The organism is Arthrobacter sp. Y3223166 (assembly GCF_059090935.1).
Map to the genome: position 1 here is coordinate 1 of NZ_JBNHGE010000035.1, position 22,316 is coordinate 22,316.

At 68.1% G+C, this 22,316-nt stretch carries 21 protein-coding genes and 3 tRNA genes; 19 read left to right on the top strand and 5 right to left on the bottom strand.

Annotated elements, in window-relative coordinates:
• Positions 1 to 107 precede the first annotated feature (107 nt).
• From AC5RUH_RS13420 to AC5RUH_RS13440, 5 genes are all read left to right on the top strand, one after another.
• Entirely contained in the window at positions 108 to 1,388 is a 1,281-nt protein-coding gene (locus AC5RUH_RS13420; protein ID WP_494128822.1) for an MFS transporter, read from the top strand.
• A 125-nt stretch (positions 1,389 to 1,513) separates the two neighbouring features.
• Entirely contained in the window at positions 1,514 to 2,383 is an 870-nt protein-coding gene (gene htpX / locus AC5RUH_RS13425) for a zinc metalloprotease HtpX (RefSeq protein WP_493979860.1), read from the top strand.
• Positions 2,384 to 2,390: 7 nt separating this feature from the next.
• Positions 2,391 to 3,083 carry a histidine phosphatase family protein gene (locus AC5RUH_RS13430; protein ID WP_494022451.1) on the top strand — a complete coding sequence of 231 codons (693 nt, stop codon included), beginning with the start codon at positions 2,391 to 2,393 and terminating at the stop codon, positions 3,081 to 3,083.
• A 103-nt stretch (positions 3,084 to 3,186) separates the two neighbouring features.
• On the top strand, positions 3,187 to 4,356 hold the full coding sequence (locus AC5RUH_RS13435) for an NAD(P)/FAD-dependent oxidoreductase (protein ID WP_494128823.1): 1,170 nt from the start codon (positions 3,187 to 3,189) through the stop codon (positions 4,354 to 4,356).
• Between the two features lie 235 nt (positions 4,357 to 4,591).
• Positions 4,592 to 5,800: a hypothetical protein gene (locus AC5RUH_RS13440; RefSeq protein ID WP_494128824.1), complete on the top strand. Its 1,209-nt coding sequence runs from the start codon at positions 4,592 to 4,594 to the stop codon at positions 5,798 to 5,800.
• 83 nt (positions 5,801 to 5,883) lie between these two features.
• Here the strand turns inward: AC5RUH_RS13440 and AC5RUH_RS13445 are convergent, their stop codons facing one another.
• Positions 5,884 to 6,315 (bottom strand): hypothetical protein, encoded by a 432-nt coding sequence (locus AC5RUH_RS13445; protein WP_494128825.1) that lies wholly within the window; start codon positions 6,313 to 6,315, stop codon positions 5,884 to 5,886.
• Between the two features lie 132 nt (positions 6,316 to 6,447).
• On the opposite strand from AC5RUH_RS13445, the gene AC5RUH_RS13450 reads away from it, so the two are divergent.
• Complete coding sequence (locus AC5RUH_RS13450) at positions 6,448 to 7,062, top strand: hypothetical protein (RefSeq protein ID WP_494128826.1); 615 nt, start codon at positions 6,448 to 6,450, stop codon at positions 7,060 to 7,062.
• A 176-nt stretch (positions 7,063 to 7,238) separates the two neighbouring features.
• Here the strand turns inward: AC5RUH_RS13450 and AC5RUH_RS13455 are convergent, their stop codons facing one another.
• On the bottom strand, positions 7,239 to 7,730 hold the full coding sequence (locus AC5RUH_RS13455; protein ID WP_494000553.1) for a YajQ family cyclic di-GMP-binding protein: 492 nt from the start codon (positions 7,728 to 7,730) through the stop codon (positions 7,239 to 7,241).
• 166 nt (positions 7,731 to 7,896) lie between these two features.
• Between AC5RUH_RS13455 and AC5RUH_RS13460 the strand changes: the two genes are divergently transcribed.
• From AC5RUH_RS13460 to AC5RUH_RS13470, 3 genes are all read left to right on the top strand, one after another.
• A complete protein-coding gene (locus tag AC5RUH_RS13460) occupies positions 7,897 to 8,340 on the top strand; it encodes a hypothetical protein (protein WP_494128827.1) in 444 nt (147 codons plus the stop codon).
• 95 nt (positions 8,341 to 8,435) lie between these two features.
• Positions 8,436 to 8,517: transfer RNA gene (locus tag AC5RUH_RS13465), tRNA-Tyr, on the top strand.
• Positions 8,518 to 8,694: 177 nt separating this feature from the next.
• Complete coding sequence (locus AC5RUH_RS13470) at positions 8,695 to 9,768, top strand: lipid II:glycine glycyltransferase FemX (RefSeq protein WP_494128828.1); 1,074 nt, start codon at positions 8,695 to 8,697, stop codon at positions 9,766 to 9,768.
• 74 nt (positions 9,769 to 9,842) lie between these two features.
• Here the strand turns inward: AC5RUH_RS13470 and AC5RUH_RS13475 are convergent, their stop codons facing one another.
• A complete protein-coding gene (locus AC5RUH_RS13475) occupies positions 9,843 to 10,250 on the bottom strand; it encodes a hypothetical protein (protein ID WP_494012769.1) in 408 nt (135 codons plus the stop codon).
• Between the two features lie 163 nt (positions 10,251 to 10,413).
• Here AC5RUH_RS13475 and AC5RUH_RS13480 point away from each other — a divergent pair, with 163 nt between their 5' ends.
• Positions 10,414 to 10,803 carry a thioredoxin family protein gene (locus AC5RUH_RS13480; RefSeq protein WP_494128829.1) on the top strand — a complete coding sequence of 130 codons (390 nt, stop codon included), beginning with the start codon at positions 10,414 to 10,416 and terminating at the stop codon, positions 10,801 to 10,803.
• A 103-nt stretch (positions 10,804 to 10,906) separates the two neighbouring features.
• On the opposite strand, the gene AC5RUH_RS13485 is transcribed toward AC5RUH_RS13480, so the two are convergent.
• Positions 10,907 to 11,884, bottom strand: coding sequence for a DNA-3-methyladenine glycosylase family protein (locus AC5RUH_RS13485; RefSeq protein ID WP_494128830.1), 978 nt, complete (start codon positions 11,882 to 11,884; stop codon positions 10,907 to 10,909).
• Positions 11,885 to 12,061: 177 nt separating this feature from the next.
• Here AC5RUH_RS13485 and AC5RUH_RS13490 point away from each other — a divergent pair, with 177 nt between their 5' ends.
• The 7 genes from AC5RUH_RS13490 to AC5RUH_RS13520 all read left to right on the top strand — a co-directional run bounded on the left by AC5RUH_RS13490 (position 12,062) and on the right by AC5RUH_RS13520 (position 20,823).
• Positions 12,062 to 13,438 carry a cystathionine beta-synthase gene (locus tag AC5RUH_RS13490; RefSeq protein WP_494128831.1) on the top strand — a complete coding sequence of 459 codons (1,377 nt, stop codon included), beginning with the start codon at positions 12,062 to 12,064 and terminating at the stop codon, positions 13,436 to 13,438.
• Between the two features lie 11 nt (positions 13,439 to 13,449).
• The gene (locus AC5RUH_RS13495) at positions 13,450 to 14,610 is read left to right on the top strand and encodes a cystathionine gamma-synthase (protein ID WP_494012766.1); all 1,161 of its coding nucleotides are present in this window, start codon (positions 13,450 to 13,452) and stop codon (positions 14,608 to 14,610) included.
• A 79-nt stretch (positions 14,611 to 14,689) separates the two neighbouring features.
• The gene (locus AC5RUH_RS13500; protein ID WP_494000545.1) at positions 14,690 to 15,142 is read left to right on the top strand and encodes a VOC family protein; all 453 of its coding nucleotides are present in this window, start codon (positions 14,690 to 14,692) and stop codon (positions 15,140 to 15,142) included.
• Between the two features lie 30 nt (positions 15,143 to 15,172).
• Entirely contained in the window at positions 15,173 to 15,832 is a 660-nt protein-coding gene (locus AC5RUH_RS13505) for an MOSC domain-containing protein (RefSeq protein ID WP_494128832.1), read from the top strand.
• A gap of 90 nt (positions 15,833 to 15,922) precedes the next feature.
• A complete protein-coding gene (locus tag AC5RUH_RS13510) occupies positions 15,923 to 17,947 on the top strand; it encodes an FAD-dependent oxidoreductase (protein ID WP_494076311.1) in 2,025 nt (674 codons plus the stop codon).
• Positions 17,948 to 17,961: 14 nt separating this feature from the next.
• Entirely contained in the window at positions 17,962 to 18,471 is a 510-nt protein-coding gene (locus tag AC5RUH_RS13515) for a PadR family transcriptional regulator (protein WP_494076310.1), read from the top strand.
• 393 nt (positions 18,472 to 18,864) lie between these two features.
• On the top strand, positions 18,865 to 20,823 hold the full coding sequence (locus AC5RUH_RS13520; protein ID WP_494012762.1) for a DEAD/DEAH box helicase: 1,959 nt from the start codon (positions 18,865 to 18,867) through the stop codon (positions 20,821 to 20,823).
• Positions 20,824 to 20,968: 145 nt separating this feature from the next.
• Here AC5RUH_RS13520 and AC5RUH_RS13525 read toward each other — a convergent pair whose 3' ends face one another.
• The gene (locus AC5RUH_RS13525; protein WP_494128833.1) at positions 20,969 to 21,757 is read right to left on the bottom strand and encodes a putative protein N(5)-glutamine methyltransferase; all 789 of its coding nucleotides are present in this window, start codon (positions 21,755 to 21,757) and stop codon (positions 20,969 to 20,971) included.
• A 218-nt stretch (positions 21,758 to 21,975) separates the two neighbouring features.
• Between AC5RUH_RS13525 and AC5RUH_RS13530 the strand changes: the two genes are divergently transcribed.
• Positions 21,976 to 22,047 (top strand) — tRNA-Thr (locus tag AC5RUH_RS13530).
• A gap of 57 nt (positions 22,048 to 22,104) precedes the next feature.
• Positions 22,105 to 22,181, top strand: a tRNA-Met gene (locus AC5RUH_RS13535).
• Positions 22,182 to 22,316 lie beyond the last annotated feature (135 nt).

Consider the following 22,316-nt stretch of genomic DNA (forward strand, 5'->3'; position numbering starts at 1 on the left):
GGCTCCCAACGCCCGGGCGCGCTGGCCGCCGGGCCGCCGGGCCGCCACGCCGGCTGCCGGGGCTTGAACCCCCGGGAAAGGTGCTGCGGGCAACTAGAATCTCCGCCATGCCCAAGTTGTTCGCCGATACGGCGCCGCTCAAGGAGAGCCCGGATTTCCGCCGGTTGTGGATCGGGACATCGCTCTCCGCGATCGGCGCGCAGTTGACGGCTGTGGCTGTAAGCCTGGAGGTCTACCAGCTCACCGGGTCGACCTTGGCGGTGGGCGGCGTCGGCGTCGTCGGGCTGATCCCGCTGGTGCTGGCGGGCCTCTACGGCGGCTCGGTGGTGGATGCCTACGACCGGCGCAAGGTAGCGCTCTATTCCGGCCTGGTGTTGTGGGCCTGCACCGCCGTGTTTGCGCTGCAGGCGTGGTTCCGGTTGGAACAGGTGTGGCTGCTGTACTTGGTGATCGCGGTGCATTCGGCCGCGGCCGGGCTCAACCAGCCGGCCCGCAGCGCCATCGTGCCGCGGCTGGTCCGGCGTGAGATGCTGCCGGCCGCCAATGCCCTGACCATGATGACGTTCGGGCTCGGCATGACCATCGGTCCGCTGGCGGCCGGGGTGCTGGTGGCAGGGGTGGGCTTCGGCTGGACCTACACCCTCGACGTCCTCACCTTCACGGCGGCCATCTGGGCGGTGGTCAAGCTGCCGCCCATCCCGCCCGAAGGCGAGGTCCGGAAGGCCGGCCTGCGCTCGGTGGCCGAAGGCTTCCGGTTCCTGCGCACCCGTCCCAACATCCGCATGACGTTCCTGGTGGACATGGCCGCGATGGTCCTGGCCCAGCCGCGCGCCCTGATGCCCGCCATCGGTGCGGTCATCATCGGCGGCGGCGAGGCGACGGCGGGCATCCTGCTCGCCGCTGTCGCCGCCGGGTCGTTCATCGCCGCGGTGTTCTCGGGGCCGCTGGGAGGCGTCCGCCGGCAGGGGCTGGCGGTGCTGTGGTGCGTGGTGGTGTGGGGGATAGCCGTCGCGGGGTTCGGCGCCGTCGTCGTCATGGCCGGGCAGACAAACGCCGCGGCCGCCGGGGACGTGAGCGGATGGCTCCTGCCGGCGGCCCTCTGCCTCGCCGCTGCAGGTGCGGCCGATACGGTGAGCGGCGTCTTCCGCAACACCATCCTGCAGGCGGCGACGCCGGACGCCATGCGCGGCCGGCTGCAGGGCATCTTCATCGTGGTGGTGGCCGGCGGCCCGCGGCTCGGCGATGCCGTCGCCGGCGGCGGCGGTCAGTGGCTGGGCGAAGGTTTTGCCGCGCTCGCCGGCGGTGTCGCCTGTGTCTGCGCCGTCGGGCTGCTGCACAGGTTCCAGCCGCGGTTCTCCCGCTACAACGACAGGCACCCCGAGCCCTAAACGCCTGGGCGGAACATGGCGCCGGACTCCAGCGTTGGAATAAGTGACCGGTGGATACACTGAAAGACGGAGCCCTGTGCCTGCATGGCACGGGGCCGATGGGCGCGGGAGAGGACTCATAAGCGGTGCACAACCACTTCAATGGACTGAAAACGGCCGGCCTGCTCGGTGGGCTCTTTGCCCTCCTGCTGGCAATCGGCGCGCTGCTGGCCAGCGGGACCGGCAGCGCTAATTGGATCTGGATCATGGCCCTGATCGGCGTGGGCACAACCGCCTACAGCTACTGGAACAGCGACAAGCTCGCCATCCGCAGCATGCAGGCCTACCCCGTGACCGAAGCCGACCAACCGGGCATGTACCGGATCGTCCGTGAATTGTCTGCGCGGGCGAACCAGCCGATGCCCCGGCTCTACGTGTCCCCGACGATGGCGCCCAACGCCTTTGCCACCGGCCGCAATCCCAAGAACTCGGCCGTGTGCTGCACCGAGGGCATCCTGCGCCTGCTGGATGAGCGCGAATTGCGCGGCGTGCTGGGCCACGAGTTGATGCACGTCTACAACCGCGACATCCTGACCTCCTCCGTGGCCGCCGCGGTGGCGGGCGTGATCACGTCGGTCGCGCAGTTCCTGTTGTTCTTCGGCGGCCGCGACCGCAACGCCAACCCGCTTGCGCTGATCGCCATGTCGCTGCTGGCTCCGCTTGCCGCCATGCTGATCCAGATGGCCGTCAGCCGCACCCGCGAGTACGACGCGGACGAGGACGGCGCCACGCTGACCGACGATCCGCTGGCCCTGGCGTCGGCGCTTCGCAAGCTGCAGTACGGCACGCAGCAGGCGCCGCTGCCGCAGGACCAGAGGCTGGTCAATACCAGCCACCTGATGATTGCCAACCCCTTCAAGGGCGGCGGCGCGAAGAAGCTGTTCAGCACCCACCCTCCGATGGACGACCGCGTGGCGCGGCTGGAACGGATGGCCGGACGCCCGCTGGGCTACTGAGGCAGGCATGCGGCTGCTGCTGATCCGGCACGGGCAGACCCACTCCAACGTCCGCGGGCTGCTGGACACCGGTGCCCCCGGGGCTGAGCTGACCGACCTGGGGCAGGCACAGGCGCGGGCGCTGCCGCAGGCGCTCGACGGCGAGCCGATCGACGCCCTGCTCGCATCCACCCTCGTGCGCGCCCAGCTCACGGCGTCCCCGCTGGCCGCCGCCCGGAAGCTTGAGACGGACGTGCGGGACGGGCTGCGCGAGATCTCGGCCGGCGAGCTGGAAATGCGCGGCGACCGCGATTCCATCATTGCCTACATGACCACGGTCTTCGCCTGGGCGGCGGGCGACCTGGAGCGCCGGATGCCGGGCGGCCCGGACGGCCACGAAACGTTCGGACGCTTCGATGCCGTGATTGAAGAAGCCCGATCCTCCGGCATCGGCACCCTGGCGGTGGTCAGCCACGGCGCCATGATCCGCAGCTGGGCCGGCGCCCGGGCGTCCAATCTGACGGTCCCGTTCGTGGCCCGGAACCAGTTGAGCAACACCGGGGTGGTGGTGCTCGACGGCGGTCCCGACGGGTGGGAGGCGCTCACCTGGATGGGCCAGGCCGTTGGCGGGCCCGAACTGGCCGACCCGCTCACCGACGGCCCGACCGCCGATCCCGTCAACCCCGGGAGCGTCCCCTCCGGCCCCGACTCCCGGGACTGACAAGCAAAAAACCGCGCGGACCCGGAGCGGCCGCCGGCCGATGTCACACATGTGCCGGCGGCGGTGTCCTGTCTCTGTAACCACACACGAGAGGGAGTTCACGGTGAGCGCTAAGCATCGGATTGTCATCATAGGGGCGGGCTACGCCGGAGTCATGGCCGCAAACCGGCTCGCCGGCAGCAAGGAGCTTGCGGGCAGGATCTGCGTGAGCGTCGTGAACCCTTCGGCCGACTTCGTCGAGCGGATACGGCTGCATGAGGTCGCGGCGGGAGGCCGGGCATCGGCCGCCGTTCCGATGGAGTCGCTGCTGCGCCCGGAGGCCTCCCTGGTGGTCGGCACGGCCTCCCGGATCGATCCCCGTGCGCGCACCGTCCACTTCGACGACGGCCGGGCCGCGCTGGAGTATGACTTCCTGGTCTACGCTCCCGGGAGCGCGAGCCAACCCGTCCCTTCGGGATCAGTCGGCTTCACGCTGCAGGACGCATCCTCCGCCGCCCGCCTGCAGCACGCGTTGCAGCAGTTGGCTCCCGGCGCCGCCGTCAGCGTCATCGGTGGTGGCCTGACCGGCATCGAGGCAGCTGCCGAAATTGCCGGGGCGCTTCCGCGATTGAAGGTGCGGCTGGTCTCGCGCGGGCGGACAGGTGCGGACCTGTCCGAGCGGGGCCGCCGATCCCTGCTGGCACAGCTGGCGGACATCGGCGTCGAGGTCATGGACGGAACCCGGGTGGACCGGTCGGACGCGCAGCGCATCATCCTGTCGGACGGCACGGCCCTGGGCTCAAACTGCACCGTCTGGGCGGCCGGTTTCAGCGCTTCCGGCCTCGCCGAAGCGAGCGGCTTGGCCACCGATGACCGCGGCAGGCTGCTCGTCGACTCAACGCTGGCCTGCCCCGGGTACCCGGAGATCGTCGGCGCCGGAGACGCCGTCCGCCCCCAGGACACGGTGGCCTCGCACCTGCGGATGGGCTGCGCCGTGGCCATGCCCATGGGCGCCCACGCAGCAGAGAACGTCATCGCCCGGATCCGGCAGCGCTCCCCTCAGGAGTTGTCCGTCGGGTTCATGGTGCGCTGCATCAGCCTGGGCCGGCGGTCCGGACTTGTCCAGCCGGTGCATGCCGACGACACCCCGCGCCGGTTCGCCCTGGGCCGCAGGGGCGGCGCCCTCGTCAAGGAACAGGTGTGCCGCATGACCCTGTCGTGGATCCGGGGGGAGCTCAAACGCAGCGGTTCGTACAGTTGGCCCCGCGGCCCCCGCACCGCCGCGGCACGGTAACCGCAGCACTCGGAGGGGGCCGAGGGGCGCGACCGCGTACTCGGTTTCCGCAGGCCTGATTACCGGCGGGAGCGGGGCAAATACCCGGCTTCCGGTGAGCAAACACGGGGATATATCTGGCCCACTACTCGACTCTTGCGGATCCGCCTGAGTTTCGTTGCCGCCGGTTTAGTCCGCCTGTTAGTGTCGCCGGATCCGCGCCGCGCGGGGTTCAGTTGGGGGAAGAGAGTTCATCATGCGTTTTTCGTCATTGGTGGCCGCGACGACGTTGGGGCTCGTCGTCGCATTGGCGCCAGCCGGTCCGGCGCTCGCCGGTCCAGCCGAACGGCAGGCCGCCTGCACAGCCCTGGGCGGAACGCTCAGCGGCAACGGCAATAATCAAATCTGCACCGTCGAAACCGTCGTCGTAGGTCCGGATGTTCCGTCAGGCACTCCGACGACCACGTTCAGCCCGGACCGGCCCGTGGGCGACCCTGTCACCGTGGACACGTCGCTTCCATCCCGGCAGCCGGATCCCACGGTGACAACCGAGGAGCGCAATGTCGGCGACGCGACTGTCGTCAGGACCGAGCGGGCCGGCACCCCGGTCGTGACCGAGGAAGAGCGCGATGCCGGGGAGGCCGTCAGCGAGGACGTCGTTGTTCCCGGCACGCCGACGTCGACAACCCGGACGGAGCGGGGCACGCCGACGAGCACCGAGACGCCCGCGACTACCAACTGCCGCAGGGTGAACAACGAGCGGGCGGCGAAGCCCGTGGAGAGATGCGAAAGGGCCGTCCTGACCACGACGACGACGCCCACAACGATCGTCACCACGACGACCACCCCGCAGGAACGAGTCACCACGACGACCCAGCCGCGGGAAACGCTGATTACCACGACGACGCCGTTCACGGAGGTCTTCACCAGCACCCAGCAGCGTGAAATGTGCACCACGACGACCTACCAAACGGTGATCGCCACCGCGACGACGCAGCAGACGGAGCGCACGGCGACGACTACGCAGCCGACAACGCGGACCACCACCACGACGATCACCACGTTCAACTTCCCGCGCGGCACCGACGTCCCCACCCCCACCGGCGTGCCGGTGGTGACGCAGGAAACGGAACCAGGGACTCCTGTGGTGACGGAAGCAGTGGTTCCCGGCACGCCGATCGTGACCACCGGAACCCGGCCGGGCGACGAGGAATCGGAGACCGAGTGCGCGCCGATCGCCCCCGTGGTGACGGTCACCGAAGGGGAAACGAGGCAGGAGGTTACGACGGCGACCGTGCCCGCAGAGCCGGTTGTCACCGTGACCCGTGAGGACATCGAACCGCTTGTCGTCGAGACCGAGGCCCCGGGGGCGCCGATCGTGACGACCGACGTCCGCAGCACCGGCGAGACCTGCTACAACAACCCCTCCAACGCAGAGCAGAGGAGCAACCGCTGCGCGGCGTAGCTCCGAACCCGTTTCACTGGCGCTGCCGCCTTCCCTCCGGGAGGGCGGCAGCGTCATGCGGTGTTGCCAAAGCTTTTAGGTGGCTAGAGCCCGTGCACCAGGAGGTTCCGGTGCGGTTGGAGCCAGCCTTTGGCCAATGCTGTTTTCGCGTCGTATCCGTCGGCGATCAGCTTGGCCTTGATTCCGGAGGCTTCGAGTCCAAGTGGGCCAGTATGCTCGAGCCGGCCACATCCGGCGGCATAAACACCGAATGCCGGGTTGTCCATGATCAAGCACATTTCGCGGGGGTCGGGGGTGTCCATCAACGCGGTGTAGAACGCGTAGCCATCCTTTTCCGCCAGGAAACGTACGCTGTCCGAAACTACGCCCAGCCCTTCTAAGCGCTCCGCCGGTATTTCGTCCTCGGTACTGGAAGGGGCAGACAGCGCTGACACCCGGGGAGCCTGGTGGCTCGTGCAGCCTGCCAGCGCCAGCAGTACCGCGGCTGCAGCGCTCAGTCTGGTCAGCGTGTGCATGGTCTCCCCGTCTCGGCTGAAGCAATGTTTGCCTCACGCTAAGCGGGAAATGATCAGCATTGGACGAAACGAACGTTGCGATGCGGTAACTAAAGCACCGAGGGGTGGAAATTGGGCGCAATTGAGGAGCTTATGGCCGAGTCCAACGAACGTTGGGCTAAAGCGGCCAAAAGAGCCCAAGGGTTGGCGGACAACGGACTGGGCGCCGCCGTGAAGGTCTACTACACGCGATTCTGGCTAGTGGGCGTGATCGTCCTGGTCCCGATTGGTTCCCTGGCGGCGGCTCTGGCGTTTCGGGCTTCTTATGGTGACTGGCCAACGTACCTAACGTTCGGCTGCATGCTGGCGGGGCTAGGCACTCTGATCGGAGGTCTGACCTTCAACTCGAAAAGGGTCGTACCGGCAGCCGAATATGGAAACGTCGACGTGACCCTTTCGCTGACGAGCGAGGAACGAAAGCATGTCCGCCGGCAGGTAGCAGGCAAGGCGGCAGTCGTTCCGGAGCATCTCACGGTAACGCGCGGCGCGGCTGTGCAGATGCGAAAGGCTCTTGCGACGCAGCTGTTGATAATGCCGTTCTACCCTTTGGTTTTCATTCCGCAAGCCATCAACGGCGCCGGACGGAATGATCCATTCGGCTGGGTCTTTGCAGGCATTGTAGTTCTCTTCATGGTCGGGCTCCTATTTCTCATACGGGATTTCCGCCGCTCGGGTCAATTCCTCGCACGCACGGCTGATCAGCGTTGAGGGGGCCCTGCCATTCCGTCAACAGGGGAAGTCGCAGCAGGGCGGGTGGCGGCAGGGCCGATGACAAGACAAGGACCGCAGCCGCTGGTCTTACGGCTGCGGTCCTTGGCACTCCTACGGACTCTCTGCGGACTAACGCTTGGTAATCATGCTCTCACTGAGCGTTATGTACTGAGCTACCGGTAGTTAATGAACTGCAGGTCGACGTCCAGGTCGGAGCCCTTGAGCAGCGAAATGACTTCCTGCAGGTCGTCCCGGGACTTCGAGGTGACGCGGAGCTCGTCACCCTGGATCTGTGCCTTCACACCCTTGGGGCCCTCGTCGCGGATGATCTTCGAGATCTTCTTGGCCTGGTCCTGGGCGATGCCCTCCTTGACGCCGGCCTCGATCCGGTACTCCTTGCCGGAAGCGAACGGCTCGCCGGCGTCCAGCGACTTCAACGAGATGCCGCGCTTGACGAGTTTCGACTGGAGCACGTCCAGGACGGCCTTGACCCGTTCCTCGGAGTTGGCCTTCATCAGGATTTTTTCTCCACTGAAGTCAACCTCGGCGCCGACTCCCTTGAAGTCATAGCGCTGCGCGATTTCCTTCTGCGCTTGGTTCAACGCGTTGGCGACTTCCTGCTTGTCCACCTTGCTGACGATGTCGAACGAAGAATCGCTGGCCATGGTTCCTCCTGGGTCGGGGCGTAAGTGTTCTGGCACCAGCCTACTGAATCGCATCCGGACACGCGGCTTTCCCAGCTGGGACGCAGGTTCCGTCCAATGTTCCTTCATCCGGGTCGGCGAGAATCGAGAAGCCGTATCGACACCAATCATCAGGAGAAGCACACACATGGCAGCCCGCCCGCAGTACATAGTCACTTCGATGAGGGTTGCCGCGGGTTCGTTCCTGACCGTAACGGCCGTCGCCACGGTGGTTGTGATGGGCTCCGCGCCGGCCTCGGCGGCCACTGCCTCCCTGGCGTCCGCGCAGGCGCCCGCCGCGGCGGCCGGCGCCGCGACGATGGTCCGTCGGGACACCCAAGAGTTGGAGCGTGAACTCCGCCAGGACCTCGCGGCCGGAGCCGTCTTCGATGGTGCCCCCGGCGATGGCGGGTCGGCAGGCCTGGCCGCCCCGCCCAGTGCCGTGGGGGAGAGGAATGGTTCCGGGCCCGCTGCCAGGTTGGACGGCATCCGCCGCGAGATGGATCAGGCGGTGCGGATGCAGCTGGTCACCGCGGAGCAGGCAGAGCGGTTCGTCGGGCAGATGGAGGAGCGGATCTCCCGGGGTTTGTAGACCCCGCGGAGCCCGATTCGATTCTTGGGCCGATCTTTGTGTAAAGTTGTCTTGCTTCCTCACGGGGAAGCGGTCTTCTTCTGAAGAAGGCGTTCGGCAGATTACCCGAGCGGCCAAAGGGGGCTGACTGTAAATCAGCTGGCATTGCCTACGGGGGTTCGAATCCCTCATCTGCCACCGAACGGGAAACCCCGTCCGACCACGTGAATCACTGGTCGGACGGGGTTTTTCCGTACCTGCCGCCCATGCCGGCCGCCGCTGGTGCACTCCCCGGCACGGGGTCGGGGCCGGCGTCGATAGACTTGACCGCGGATTTGACCGGCGGCGACCAGCTGCCACGACGAGGAGTTCTCTTTGCGACAATTCACCGCCCGCTTCGCGACGCCGGAGGAAATCGAGGCATGGGACAGCCATGTCACGGCCAATCCCAACGGCGGCAACATGCTCCAGGCCAAGGCCTACGCCCAGGTCAAGGCGGACCACGGGTGGAAGCCGCTGTACTTGGCGTATGAGACCCAGGACTACACCAGCTACAACCTGGTGCTGGAAAAGCACGTTCCGCTGCTGGGCAACTACTGGTACATGATCAAGGGCCCCGACGTCGCCTCGCCCGAGGACCTGCCGGGCATCTTCGAGGCCAACCGCAACTTCTGCCGGGAGCAGGCGCGCGGCGTCTTCGCGATCCGGATCGAGCCGGATGTCGAGGCCACGGACGAAACCCGCGCGCTTCTAGCGCGCGAGGGCCTGGTCAAGATGCCCGACCTGCAGCCGAACGACCACACCGCAATCGTCGACATCTCCCCGGAGCCGGACGTCGTCCTCAAGAGCTTCTCGTCCCGCGGGCGCAATGCCGTGCGCCGCGCCATCCGAGAGGGCGCCGAAGTGGTCACGGCCGAACCGACGGAAGAGAACTTCCGGGCGATGTTCAACCTGATGGGACAGGTGCAGCAGGGCCAGAAGAACGTGCAGGTCCGCTCTTTCGAGTACTTCAAGGCGTTCTGGGGCAACTTCATTGCCGCCGGGCAGGGCCGGCTGCTGTTCACGTACGAAGACGGCAAGCCGTCGGTGGGCGCGTTCGTGGTCAACTACGGACGCAAGGGCACCTACAAAGACGGCGGATCGCTGCCGCGCCGCAAGCAGTACGGCGACTCCCACCTGATCCAGTGGACGGCCATGAACCAGCTCAGGGAGCTGGGCATCACCAGTTACGACCTGTGCGGGACTCCGCCGTCGTCCGAACTGAAGAACCCCGAACATGAGTACTACGGCCTGGGCCTGTTCAAGACCAGCTTCACCAAGACCATCACCGACTTCGTCGGCTGCTATGACCAGGTGATCTCCCCGTTGAAGTACAAACTGTGGTCCGCTGCCGGGGAAAAGATCGCCCGCGGGCTCTACGTGCGCCGCCGAAACCAGCCCTTCTACTGAGCGGCGCCGCCGGCCCCAGCGCAGGCACCTCGCAACAGCGCGCCCAGCCCTGTAGCCGCCCGGACAGCGAGTGTTCAGGCCGCTTCGGCCAGCGGCAGCGGATGGATGTCCCAGAGGAAGCAGTACGTTTTCGGCCCGGAATGGTGCATCACGTTGTAGTACAGCCACTGCCAGGCAGTGGCGCCGTTATGGTCTGCCGGAGCAGGCGGACAGTCGGCTGGCGTGTACCACCGCCCTTCGCTCCAGATGCAGTGCAGGTCGCCCACGTAGGTGGCCGCCGGTCCGGCGCCGGGCCTGCCGTGCGGCAGCCCGATCCTGCCCTTCAGCGCGGCGCCCTCACCCACGGCGTACAGCTCGTTCCGTGACGGGTCGTGGGCAAACGGCAGGTGCTCCTCCAACTCGTCCATCACGGCGAGGCTCTTGGAAATGGCGGCGTCGAGTTCCAGTCCGTCGGTGACAATCAAGACGGTGAAGCGGTTCATGTCGAATCCTCCGGTCGCGGTTTCTGGTGGAATCGACCTTAGGGATTCGGCCACGGCGGCCGGTAGCCTCGGCGGGGGATTGTGGATAACGGCCGGGGCGCCGGCTCATGCGCTGAGCGAACAGGGGGCGACAGGCCGCAACCCCGCGCGTTAGCGTGGAGGTATGGCAACCATCGATATCACCGAGGCCCAGTTCCCGCAGACCATCGAAGAGAACGACATTGTGTTCGTTGACTTCTGGGCCGACTGGTGCGGCCCGTGCAAGCAGTTTGCCCCCGTCTACGATGCCGCGTCCAAGGAACACGGCGACATCGTCTTCGCCAAGGTGGACACCGAAGCCGAGCAGGGCCTGGCCGCCGCGGCCGGCATCACCTCGATTCCGACCCTCATGGCCTTCCGCGAAAAGGTGCTGGTGTTCTCCCAGCCCGGCGCCCTGAACTCCAGCCAGTTCGGGCAGTTGGTGGACGCGGTCAAGGGACTGGACATGCAGGAAGTCCACGCCCAGGTGGCCGCCCAGCAGCAGGCGGCGCAGGAGGCCCAGGCCTCCGAATAGCTACAACGGTCAGGACTCCAGAGGGGGCGGGGCGCATGCCCTGCTCCCTCTGGGTTTAAGGCGCGGGGTAGTTTTCCGGCGTTGGTGCGGCGTCAGAGCCGCGTTAGTGCCGGCGGTGGTCCTGCGGCGCCAGCCGCGGCCCGAAGGCGGGCTTGCGGAAACCGCTCAGCACCAGCATCCGCACCACCCGCTGGCGGTGGCCCCGCCACGGTTCCAGGAGCTCGAGCATGCCGGCGTCGTCCGTCTTGCGTCCGGTGAGGGCGTAGCCGACGAACGCCGCCAGATGGAAGTCGCCCACCGACACCGAGTCCGGATCCCCGTGCGTGCGCTGCGCGGTCTCGGCCGCGGTCCACGGTCCGATCCCCGGGACGGTGCACAGCTTGCGGGCCAGTTCTTCGCCGGCCGGCAGCGACGCCAGCCGTTCCAGGGCGCCGGCCGAGGAACAAACCCGCATGATGGTGCCCGAGCGCTTCGAGTCCACCCCCGCCCGGTGCCAGTCCCAGGACGGGATGCGCCGCCACCCCTGCGCCGTCGGCGGGACCATGAGCCCGCTCGGTGCGGGCCCCGGCGCCGGAGACCCGTGGCGGCGGACGAGGTATTTGTAGGAGTAGCGTGCCTCGATGGTCGTGATCTTCTGCTCCAGGATCACCGGCACGAGCGCATCGATCATCCGCCCGGTCGCCGGCAGCCGCAGCCCGGGGTGCCGCCGGCGGGGCTCACGCACCAGCCGGGGCAGGCCGGTATGGAAATCCGGGGTGTCGAACCCCGACCAGTCATCGTCCGCCCCCAGCAGCGCGGGGAGCCCGGCCAGCGCTTCCTCGGCACCCGGCCCCCAGGCCCGTCCCATGACGACGGCGGTGCCCCGGCTGCCGTCGTGCCCTCCCGGACCGCGGGTGAGGCGCAGGGTTGCCGCGCCGGAGGAGGTATTCAGCGTCAGCCAGGCACCGGCGTCGTCAATCCGGGCGGTGGGATCCTGCGTGCCGCGGGACAGGATGGACAGCGTTCCGCGCAGGTCATACGGCTCCGGAAACTCCACCAGTGCGGTGAGCCCGGTGCCGGGCGCGGTGGCGGTGGACAGCATGGATTAATCGTCCCACGCGCTCCGGACCGTTCTTTCACCCGGGCCTGTTCGGGCAAGACCCTTTTCGGGCAAGCAGCCGCGCAGGCGCGGCACACGGCGGCGGCAGGCGGGCCCCGGGCATGAACCCGTCTTACGCCGGATGTGCCCCCGGATACGCTGGCGGGTAGATTTGGGCCCATGAAATATGCCAATTCTGTTCTGGACCTGATCGGCAACACCCCGTTGGTCAAGCTGAACAAAGTGACCGAAGGTCTTGCCGCCACCGTCCTGGCGAAGGTGGAGTATTTCAACCCGGGCGGTTCGATCAAGGACCGCATCGCGGTGAAGATGATCGAAGAAGCCGAAAAGGACGGGCGGCTCAAGCCCGGCGGCACGGTCATCGAACCCACCAGCGGCAACACCGGGGTGGGCCTGGCCCTGGTGGCGCAGCAGAAGGGCTACAAGTCCATCTTCGTGACCCCGGACAAGGTGGGCCTGGAAAAGCGCGACGTGCTCAGGGCCTACGGCGCCGACGTCGTCGTCACCCCGACCTCCGTAGCGCCGGACAGCCCGGAGTCCTACTACGGCGTCTCCGACCGGCTGGTGACCGAGGTCGACGGCGGCTTCAAGCCGGACCAGTTCAACAACCCGGCCGCGCCGGCCAGCCACTACGAGTCCACCGGCCCGGAGATCTGGCGCGACACTGACGGCCGGGTGACCCACGTGGTGATCGGCGCCGGCACCGGCGGAACCATCACGGGAACCGGCCGCTACCTCAAGGAAATTTCCGCCGACCGCGCCGGCGGTCCCGTGAAGATCATCGGCGCCGACCCCGAGGGATCGGTCTACTCGGGTGGCAGCGGACGGCCATACTTCGTCGAGGGCGTCGGCGAGGACATGTGGCCGGACAACTACGACAAGTCGGTTCCGGACGAGGTGCTGGCCGTCAACGACGCCGAGGCCTTCGCGATGACCCGGCGGCTGGCCCAGGAAGAGGGACTGTTGGTCGGCGGTTCCTCCGGCATGGCAGTGGTGGCAGCGCTCAAGGTGGCCGAGGGGCTGGGGCCGGACGACATCGTGGTAGTGATCCTGCCGGACTCCGGACGCGGCTACCTGGGCAAGATCTTCAACGACGACTGGATGAAGTCCTACGGCTTTATCGCCGGCGGAGACGAAGCGACAGTGGGCGAGGTGATGCGGGGCAAGAGCGGCACGCTGCCGGACCTGGTCCACACCCATCCCTACGAGACTGTGCGCGACGTCATCGGGATCATGAACGAGTTCGGCGTCTCGACCCTGCCGGTGCTCTCGCAGGAGCCGCCGGTGGTCATGGGCGAGGTGGTCGGCGCAGTGAACGAACGCGAACTGACGGCCAAGCTGTTCAAGAACGAAGCGAAGCTGACAGACAAGGTCGGCGACCATCTGGGCGCGGCGATGCCGCTGGTCGGGGCGCTGGAACCGGTCTCGGCCGCCCGCGAGAAGCTGCAGGCGGTCGACGGCGTGCTGGTGACGTTGGCCGGTGCCCCGGTGGGCGTGCTGACCCGCCACGACCTGCTGTCCTACCTGACGAGCTGAAGGAGAGAAGAATGAGCGCAGAGAACACCCAGGGCTTCAACACCCGCGCCGTGCATGCCGGCCAGGTGCCGGACGAGGCCACCGGCGCGGTGGTGCCGGCGATCTACCAGTCTTCGACCTACGCGCAGGACGGCATCGGCGGGCTGCGCAACGGCTACGAATACGGCCGCGGCACCAACCCGACCCGCGATTCCCTGCAGGTGCAGCTGGCGGCGGTGGAGGGCGGCAAGCACGCCTTCTCCTTCGCCTCCGGGCTGGCAGCCGAAGATGCGCTGATCCGTGCCCTGCTGTCCCCGGGTGACCACATCGTGCTGGGCAACGACGCCTACGGCGGAACCTACCGGCTCATTGACCGCGTGCTCGGTGCCTGGGGGATCGGCCACACCGTGGTCGATATGTCCGACGAGTCGGCCGTGGCCGCCGCGGTCAACGAGCACAAGGCCCGGTTCCTCTGGGTAGAGACCCCGTCCAACCCGATGATGAAGGTCACCGACATCGCCGCCCTCGCCGAGCTGGCCCACGCCGCCGGCGCGCTGCTGGTCGTGGACAACACCTTCGCCTCTCCGTACCTGCAGAACCCGCTGGCCTTCGGCGCCGACGTCGTGGTGCATTCGACCACCAAGTACATCGGCGGACATTCGGACGTGATCGGCGGGGCCGTGGTGCTCAACGACGACGCGCTCGCCGAGAAGGTCGGTTTTGTGCAGTTCGCGGTGGGGGCCGTCTCCGCGCCGCTGGACGCTTTCCTTACCACCCGCGGGCTGAAGACGCTGGGCGTGCGGATGGACCGGCACTCGGCGAACGCCCAGGCCGTGGCCGAATGGCTGCAGGGCCGGGCCGAAGTCGAGGCGGTCTACTATCCTGGCCTGCCCGACCACCCCGGCCACGAGCTGGCCAAGAAACAGATGCGCGGCTTCGGCGGCATGGTCTCCGTTTCCTTCACGGGCGGCGAGGCGGCGGCCCGCAAGGTGGCCGAGTCCACCGAGGTGTTCACGCTGGCGGAATCGCTGGGCGGCATCGAGTCGCTGGTCAACTACCCTGCGGAGATGACCCATGCCTCGGTGAAGGGCACCGAACTGGCGGTGCCGGAGAACCTGATCCGGCTGTCGGTGGGCATCGAGGACATCGATGACCTGATCGCGGACCTGGAAAAGGCCTTCGGCCAGCTCTAGTCACCCATGGAGGCGGCGGTACCGGCAGGCCGGTCCGCCGCCTCTGGCGCGTCCGGGGCCGGAAGAGAATACTGTGTCCATGGATGCGAACAAGCAGTACCCTCCGGCCAGCGTCGTCGCCGGTCTGCAGTCGCGCAAGGCCCACGAACTGATCGAGTTCCTGACCGGGGCCATGGGATTCATCGAGCATGCACGGTTCGAGGAGCATGGCCTGGTGGTGCACGCCGAGTTGCTCTGGCCCGAGGGCGGGATGGTGATGGTCTCCAGCCACGCGGAGGGGACCCTGTGGGCCCGGGAACCCGGTTCGGCCCAGCTGAACGTCTACACCCGCGACCCGGACGGTGCGTACGAGCGCATGAAGGCGGCCGGGGCGTCGATCATCCGGGACCTGCAGGACACCGACTACGGCGACCGCGGCTTTGGCATCAACGACCCGGACGGAAATCTGTGGGCCATCGGAAAATACCGCGGGCAACCGCTGCCGGCCGACTCGGCCAAGGAACAGGACGTCAGCTACGAGGGCCACGCCTGAGCCAGCACCGGACGCACTTATGATTGCCCCATGAAATCCGGATCCCTGCTGGCCCTCTGCCGGCTGCACGCCTTGAAGCCCGATGCCAGCAAGGTGGGAATCACCGGGATCGACAAGCGCCCGCTCGACGGACGGGTGCCGGTCCACGCGATGGGGCTGCGCGCCGATGTCCAGGCGGATCGCAAAAACCACGGCGGAGAGCTCAAGGCCCTCTACGCCTATGCCCAGGAGGATGCCGACGCGTGGTCGGCCGAGCTCGGGCGCGACATAGCGCCGGGGCTGTTCGGCGAAAACCTGCGGACCACCGGCCTGGACGTCAGCGGAGCGCTGGTGGGGGAGCGGTGGCAGGTTGGCCCCGACGTCGTCGTCGAAGTGACGATGCCGCGGATACCCTGCGCCACCTTTGCCCGCCACATGGGCGAGCCCCGGTGGGCCAAGCGTTTCCTGCACAAGGGGTTGCCCGGCGCCTATCTCAAGGTCATCGCCACCGGCTCGCTGGCGGCCGGTGACAGCATCGAGGTCCTTTTCCGCCCGGCGCACGGCGTCAGCGTGGCCGACTCCTCGCTGGGGCTCAGCCCCGGGCAGGCGCAGGCGCTGCGGGCCTCCGAGACCAGCGGCGAGATTGCGCTGCACGGCAACGTCGCCAAGGCGGTCCGGAGGGTTCTGGATCGGGGCCGGCTCCACGCCTGAGGACGCAGGCCGCGCTCCTTCGGGCCCCGGTTGTCCGGCGCCGCCCCGGACCGTAAGCTTTATGCAACTTGTTGTGCAAAGGAGTGCATCGTGGCCGTGGCCTACCCGAAGTTGTTCGAACCGCTGGACCTCGGCTTCACGGTCCTGCCCAACCGGGTGCTGATGGGGTCGATGCACGTCGGGCTGGAGGAACTGCCCGGAGGCTTCGAGCGCATGGCCGCCTTCTACGCCGAACGCGCGCGCGGCGGCGTCGGGCTGATCGTGACGGGCGGCTTCGCCCCCAACGCGGCCGGCCGGCTGCAGCCCGGCGGCGCCATGATGACGACGGCGGAGGAGGCCGCCCGCCACACGATCGTTACCGGCGCCGTCCACGCCGCAGGTGGGCGGATAGCGCTGCAATTGCTGCACGCCGGACGTTACGCCGCGCATCCCGAGCCGGTAGCGCCCAGCCCGTTGCAGGCCCCGATCAGCCCGTTTACGCCCCGCGGGCTCAGCGAACCGGAGATCGGGCAGACCATCGAGGACTTCGCGGACGCGGCCGCGCTGGCCCGCGAAGCAGGATACGACGGCGTCGAAATCATGGGGTCCGAGGGCTACCTGATCAACGAGTTCATCGCCGCCCGCACCAACCGGCGGACCGACCGCTGGGGCGGCAGCTACCGGAACCGGATCCGCTTCCCGCTGGAGGTTGTCCGCCGGACCCGCGAACGGGTGGGCGAGGATTTCATCATCATCTACCGCCTGTCCATGCTGGATTTGGTGGAAGGCGGTTCCACCTTCGAGGAAGTCGCCGAACTGGCCCGCGGAGTCGAAGCGGCGGGGGCCACCATCATCAATACCGGCATTGGCTGGCACGAATCCCGCGTGCCGACCATCGCCACCTCGGTGCCGCGTGCCGGCTTCTCCTGGGTCACCCGCCGGCTGATGGGCGCCGTCGGAATTCCGTTGGTAGCCACCAACAGGATCAACAGCCCCGATACCGCCGAACAGCTGCTGGCCGACGGATACGCCGACATGGTGTCCATGGCCCGCCCGTTGCTCGCCGACCCGGCATTCGTGCTCAAGGCCTCGCGCGGACGGGCCGACGAGATCAACACTTGCATCGCCTGCAACCAGGCCTGCCTGGACCACACCTTCGTCGGCAAGACCACCTCCTGCCTGGTCAATCCGCAGGCCTGCCACGAGACCGAACTGCTGATCGCGCCCGCCGCCGCGCCCAAATCGCTGGCCGTGGTCGGGGCCGGGCCGGCCGGGCTGGCCTGTGCCGTCACTGCGGCCAGGCGCGGGCACCGCGTCACCCTCTTTGAAGCGGCGGACGGCATCGGCGGCCAGTTCAACCTGGCCAAGCAGATTCCGGGCAAGGAAGAGTTCCACGAGACCATCCGCTATTTCAGCCGCCAGCTGGAACTGCTCGGCGTGGAGGTGCGGCTGAAGACCCGGGCCACGGCGGCGGCCCTGGCCGAAGGCGGGTTTGACGAGGTCGTCCTCGCCACCGGCGTGCTGCCGCGGGTCCCTGACCTGGACGGCGTGGACCACCCGAGCGTGCTCGGCTACCTGGACGTGCTGCGCGACCACCGGCAGCTCGGTGAAACCGTGGCGGTGCTGGGCGCCGGCGGCATCGGCTTCGACGTCAGCGCGTACATCACGCAGGCCGGTCCCAGCGCCACCCTGGATCCGGGCCGGTTCCGCGAGCACTGGGGGGTCGACGACGACCCCGCGGCGCGCGGCGGCCTGGCCGCTCCGCGGCCCGAACGCCCGGCCCGCAGCGTTTACCTGCTGCAGCGCAAGGAATCCAAGCTCGGCGCCGGGCTGGGCAAGACGACCGGGTGGATCCACCGGGCCGAGCTCAAGAGCCGCGGGGTGCAGATGATCCCGGCGGTGACCTACCGCAGGATCGACGACGACGGACTGCACCTGACCGTCGACGGCACCGACACGGTGCTCGCCGTCGACAACGTGGTGCTCTGCACCGGCCAGGAGCCGCAGCGGGAGCTGCAGGAGGCGCTCGAAGCTGCGGGGCTGCCGGTCCACCTGGTCGGCGGCGCCGACGTGGCGGCCGAACTCGACGCCAAACGCGCCATCAACCAGGCGACCCGGCTGGCCGCGGCGCTGTAACGGAGCGAGCCCTCATGTCCTTGCCGCACGCCATCCTCACCGCCTTGCTGGAGCGGCCCGGGTCCGGGGCGGAACTGGCCCGCCGCTTCGACAAGTCGTTCGGCTTCTTCTGGCCGGCGACGCACCAGCAGATCTACCGCGAGCTCGCCAAGCTGGAACAGAACGGCCTGGTCGAATCAACGGGCCGCGACTCCAGCCGCGGGCGCGCCAAGGAGTACCAGGTCCTTGCCGTCGGCCGGGAGGAACTGCGGCGCTGGACCGACGAACAGCAGAACCCGCGCCCCGTCCGGGAAGAGCTGATGATCCGCCTCCGCGCCTCCTCGGTGCTCGGAGATGTCCCGATTCACGGCGAAATCGAGCGGCATCTGGGCCTGCACCGCGCGCAACTCGCGGCCTACCGCCAGCTCGACCAGCGGGGCACCTGGACCGACGCCAACCGGCTGCAGCGGGCCGTGCTGCAGGCAGGCATCATGTTCGAGCAGGCCTGGATCGAGTGGGCCGAGCAGACCCTGCAGGGGGAGTAGGAACACGACCCGGGGCTCGGCGCCGGGTGCCCTGCTGTGCCAAAGGTCACCGCCCGCCGTCGTGCTCCCCGTCCCCGCCCACCCGGAGCGTGCCGTACACTGGATACATCCCCCACTGTCGGTATTCCCTTAGTTCTGCGCGATAATGCCGTTTACGGTCTTGTCGAAGCGTCTGATTGTGTGTGGGCCCGCCTCTATGCGGCGGGCAGTTTCATGTTTGGGAGCGCCGGCTAAAGAAAACGCCGCCAGGTCTCTCCGCAGCTTGCGGGTGGCCAGCGAAGCGGCGGAAAGCCCTGCCACGGGATTGTAATAGCGCCGGGCTTTGAGTCAGAGGACCGCGGACATCAATGTGCCGCGGCCACCGGTCCCCAGCTGAATACGAGGAACTGCCCCGTGTCCGAAAACACTGTTAACACCCTGCCCGAAAACACCGACGCCGCCCCGGCCGTCGAAGACGAGAACACCGTACTCTTCACCGACTTCGGCCTCGACGGCCGTGTCCTGGCCGCACTGACCGACGTCGGCTACGAGAAGCCCTCGCCCATCCAGGCCGCCACCATTCCCGTCCTGCTCGAAGGCCGCGACGTCGTCGGCCTGGCGCAGACCGGCACGGGCAAGACCGCAGCCTTCGCTGTTCCCGCCCTCTCCCGGATGGCCGAACTGCCGCCGACCAAGAACACCCAGATCCTGGTGCTGGCCCCCACCCGCGAGTTGGCCCTGCAGGTGGCCGAGGCCTTTTCCTCCTACGCCGCCCACATGGACGACTTCACCGTGCTGCCCGTCTACGGCGGCTCCGCGTACGGCCCCCAGTTGGCCGGCCTGCGCCGCGGCGCCCAGGTGGTTGTCGGTACCCCCGGCCGCGTGATCGACCACATCGAAAAGGGCTCGCTGGACCTGTCCGAACTCCAGTACCTGGTGCTGGACGAGGCCGACGAGATGCTGCGCATGGGCTTCGCCGAAGAGGTCGACCAGATCCTCTCCAAGACCCCGGAAAGCAAGCAGGTTGCCCTGTTCTCGGCGACCATGCCGACCGCCATCCGCCGGATCGCGAAGAAGTACCTGAAGGACCCGGCCGAGATCACGGTCAAGGCCAAGACCACCACGGGCACCAACACCCGCCAGCGCTACCTGCAGGTCATGGGCCCGCACAAGCTGGATGCCATGACCCGTATCTTGGAAGCCGAAGATTTCGACGGCGTCATCGCCTTCGTGCGCACCAAGATGGCTACCGAGGACCTGGCCGACAAGCTCAAGGCCCGCGGCTATCGGGCCGCCGCCATCAACGGCGACATCCCGCAGCAGCAGCGTGAGCGCACCGTCGAGGCCCTGCGCGACGGCAAGATCGACATTTTGGTCGCCACGGACGTCGCCGCCCGCGGGCTGGACGTCGAGCGCATCACCCTCGTGGTCAACTACGACATCCCGCACGACACCGAGTCCTACGTGCACCGCATCGGCCGCACCGGCCGTGCGGGCCGCTCGGGCGACGCCATCCTGTTCATGACCCCGCGCGAGAAGTACCTGCTGCGGGCGATCGAGAAGGCCACGCGCCAGCCCGTCGAGCAGATGCACCTGCCCTCGGCGGAGACCATCAACAACCTGCGGATGCGCAAGTTCGCGGAACAGATCACCGAGACCCTGGCGTCCGAGGACGTCTCGATCTTCCGCGACCTGATCGCGAACTACGAGACCGAGCACGACGTGCCGGCCGCCGAGATCGCGGCCGCGCTGGCGGTCATGGCTCAGGGCGGTCGCCCGCTGCTGGTCCAGGACCTGCCCGAGGCACCCAAGGGCCAGCGCGAGCGTGCCGGCGGCGGACGCGACGCCATGAATTCGCGGGGCCCGTCCCGCACGCTGACCGAGGGCAACGCCACGTACCGGATCGCCGTGGGGCGCCGGAACCGCGTGATGCCCGGCTCCATCGTCGGCGCCATCGCCAACGAGGGCGGCCTGTCCGCCGCGCAGATCGGCGGCATCGACATCCGCTCGGACCACTCGCTGGTCGAGCTGCCCGCTGACCTGAGCAAGGACCAGCTGCGCGCGCTGTCCAAGACCCGCATCGGCGGCGAGCTGATCCACCTGGAGCTGGATGGCGGCCGCAAGCCGCGCCGGGACCGCGACGACGTCGCCGGCGGACACCGCGGCGGCTTCCGCAGCGACCGGGGCGACCGTCCGTTCAAGAAGAAGTTCGAAAGCGACCGCCCCTACAAGAAGAAGTTTGAGGGCGACCGTCCGTACAAGACCGACGGCGAACGCAGCTTCAGCGGGGACCGCTCCGACCGTGGATTCGGCGGGGAGCGCAGCGACCGCGGCTTTGGTGCCGCGCGCAAGCCGCGCCACACCCGCGGCTAGCCTCCGCGCAGGCCGCGCCTCCCGCGGCTCGCCTGGCCGGTTTGGCTTTCAGCCAGGAACCACCCCTCCGGGGCACTTGTCATTGGACAGGTGCCCCGGAGGCATTTAACGTTCCTGCCGCTTTCATGCAACGTCCCCGCCACGTTCAACCCGCCGGCCGGGTGCCGGAAACCACCGTGGAGGCGTGCTCCTCGGAACGGGCGATGGCCGGAACCAGTCCGCGCGCTTCGAAGGCCCCGGCCGCTGCCTCCGCCTGCCGCTCACTCGTTTCCACCAGCACCGACCCGCCCGGCGCGAGCCAGTCCGACGCCCCCTCCGCGACCCGCCGCATGACAGCCAGGCCGTCAGGGCCGCCGTCGAGCGCCCACGGTGCTTCGTGGAGGCGGGCTTCGGGCGGCAGCAACGTGATTTCCTCTGTGGGCACGTAGGGGACGTTCGCGGCCAGGACGTCGACGCGGCCGCGCAATGCCGCCGGCAGTGCCGCGTACAGGTCGCCCGCGTGCACCTGTGCCCCCGGCAGGTTCGCGCGCGCGCACGCCACCGCCGCCGGATCCACATCTGCGGCGTGCAGTTCGCTGGGCCTGAGCAGTGCGGCCAGTGCCGCCGCCACGGCCCCCGAACCACAGCACAAATCGACGACGACGGCGGTGGGCACAGGGGCCAAGGCCGCGGCCTGCCGGACCAGGAACTCGGTCCTCCGCCGGGGGACGAAAACCCCGGGGGAAACGCGAATGCGCAGGCCACAGAACCCGGCCCAGCCCAGGACTTGTTCCAGGGGAGTCCCGGCTGCCCGCTGTTCCACCTTGGCGGAAATTTCTTCCGGGGGACCGCCCTCGGCGAGCAGCAGGTCGGCCTCTTCCTCGGCGAAGACGCAGCCTGCCGCGCGCAGCCGGGAGGCGATGTCGTCCCGGCCCCATGGCTGGGAAACCTGCATGTGGAGTCCTTTCGAATGACGCCAGAGTACCCTTTCGTCCGCGTCCGCTGGCCGCCTCGCTGTGATCTTGACTGCAGTTCATGCGCCCGAAACGCCACCGGGGACAGGCCGCCCGGGGCTGTCCGCGGAGGAGACCGCCGTCGGACGTGTGGCCTTCACCACGGGGCACGATTCCGATTTCTTTCAGGGGCGAATTGCTGGTAATGTATTTCTCCGTTGCCCCCCTAGCTCAGTGGTAGAGCGCGTTCTTGGTAAGAACGAGGTCACCGGATCGATTCCGGTGGGGGGCTCGGAATGGCAAAGCCCGCGTCTGCGTCGCGAGACGCAGCGCGGGCGCTCCCATTCGTGGCGGTGTAGCTCAGCTGGTTAGAGCGCACGACTCATAATCGTGAGGTCCCCGGATCGAGTCCGGGCACCGCTACCAAGACCCTGAGGGGCCCGATCGGAACTTTGGTTCCGGCCGGGCCCCTCGGCTGTTAAACGCTCCCGCTGACCCCCAAGGCCGGCCCCGCGACCGCAGCCGGCGGGGTCAGGGGAACTCTCACGTCGTTTACTAGAG

What these genes read in the sequence shown, in the direction of transcription:
- AC5RUH_RS13420 (WP_494128822.1), top strand. Translation starts at nt 108, where the DNA reads ATGCCCAAGTTGTTCGCCGATACGGCGCCGCTCAAGGAGAGCCCGGAT.
- AC5RUH_RS13430 (WP_494022451.1), top strand. Translation starts at nt 2,391, where the DNA reads ATGCGGCTGCTGCTGATCCGGCACGGGCAGACCCACTCCAACGTCCGC.
- AC5RUH_RS13440 (WP_494128824.1), top strand. Translation starts at nt 4,592, where the DNA reads ATGCGTTTTTCGTCATTGGTGGCCGCGACGACGTTGGGGCTCGTCGTC.
- AC5RUH_RS13445 (WP_494128825.1), bottom strand. Translation starts at nt 6,315, where the DNA reads ATGCACACGCTGACCAGACTGAGCGCTGCAGCCGCGGTACTGCTGGCG.
- AC5RUH_RS13450 (WP_494128826.1), top strand. Translation starts at nt 6,448, where the DNA reads ATGGCCGAGTCCAACGAACGTTGGGCTAAAGCGGCCAAAAGAGCCCAA.
- AC5RUH_RS13455 (WP_494000553.1), bottom strand. Translation starts at nt 7,730, where the DNA reads ATGGCCAGCGATTCTTCGTTCGACATCGTCAGCAAGGTGGACAAGCAG.
- AC5RUH_RS13460 (WP_494128827.1), top strand. Translation starts at nt 7,897, where the DNA reads ATGGCAGCCCGCCCGCAGTACATAGTCACTTCGATGAGGGTTGCCGCG.
- AC5RUH_RS13475 (WP_494012769.1), bottom strand. Translation starts at nt 10,250, where the DNA reads ATGAACCGCTTCACCGTCTTGATTGTCACCGACGGACTGGAACTCGAC.
- AC5RUH_RS13480 (WP_494128829.1), top strand. Translation starts at nt 10,414, where the DNA reads ATGGCAACCATCGATATCACCGAGGCCCAGTTCCCGCAGACCATCGAA.
- AC5RUH_RS13485 (WP_494128830.1), bottom strand. Translation starts at nt 11,884, where the DNA reads ATGCTGTCCACCGCCACCGCGCCCGGCACCGGGCTCACCGCACTGGTG.
- AC5RUH_RS13490 (WP_494128831.1), top strand. Translation starts at nt 12,062, where the DNA reads ATGAAATATGCCAATTCTGTTCTGGACCTGATCGGCAACACCCCGTTG.
- AC5RUH_RS13495 (WP_494012766.1), top strand. Translation starts at nt 13,450, where the DNA reads ATGAGCGCAGAGAACACCCAGGGCTTCAACACCCGCGCCGTGCATGCC.
- AC5RUH_RS13500 (WP_494000545.1), top strand. Translation starts at nt 14,690, where the DNA reads ATGGATGCGAACAAGCAGTACCCTCCGGCCAGCGTCGTCGCCGGTCTG.
- AC5RUH_RS13505 (WP_494128832.1), top strand. Translation starts at nt 15,173, where the DNA reads ATGAAATCCGGATCCCTGCTGGCCCTCTGCCGGCTGCACGCCTTGAAG.
- AC5RUH_RS13515 (WP_494076310.1), top strand. Translation starts at nt 17,962, where the DNA reads ATGTCCTTGCCGCACGCCATCCTCACCGCCTTGCTGGAGCGGCCCGGG.
- AC5RUH_RS13525 (WP_494128833.1), bottom strand. Translation starts at nt 21,757, where the DNA reads ATGCAGGTTTCCCAGCCATGGGGCCGGGACGACATCGCCTCCCGGCTG.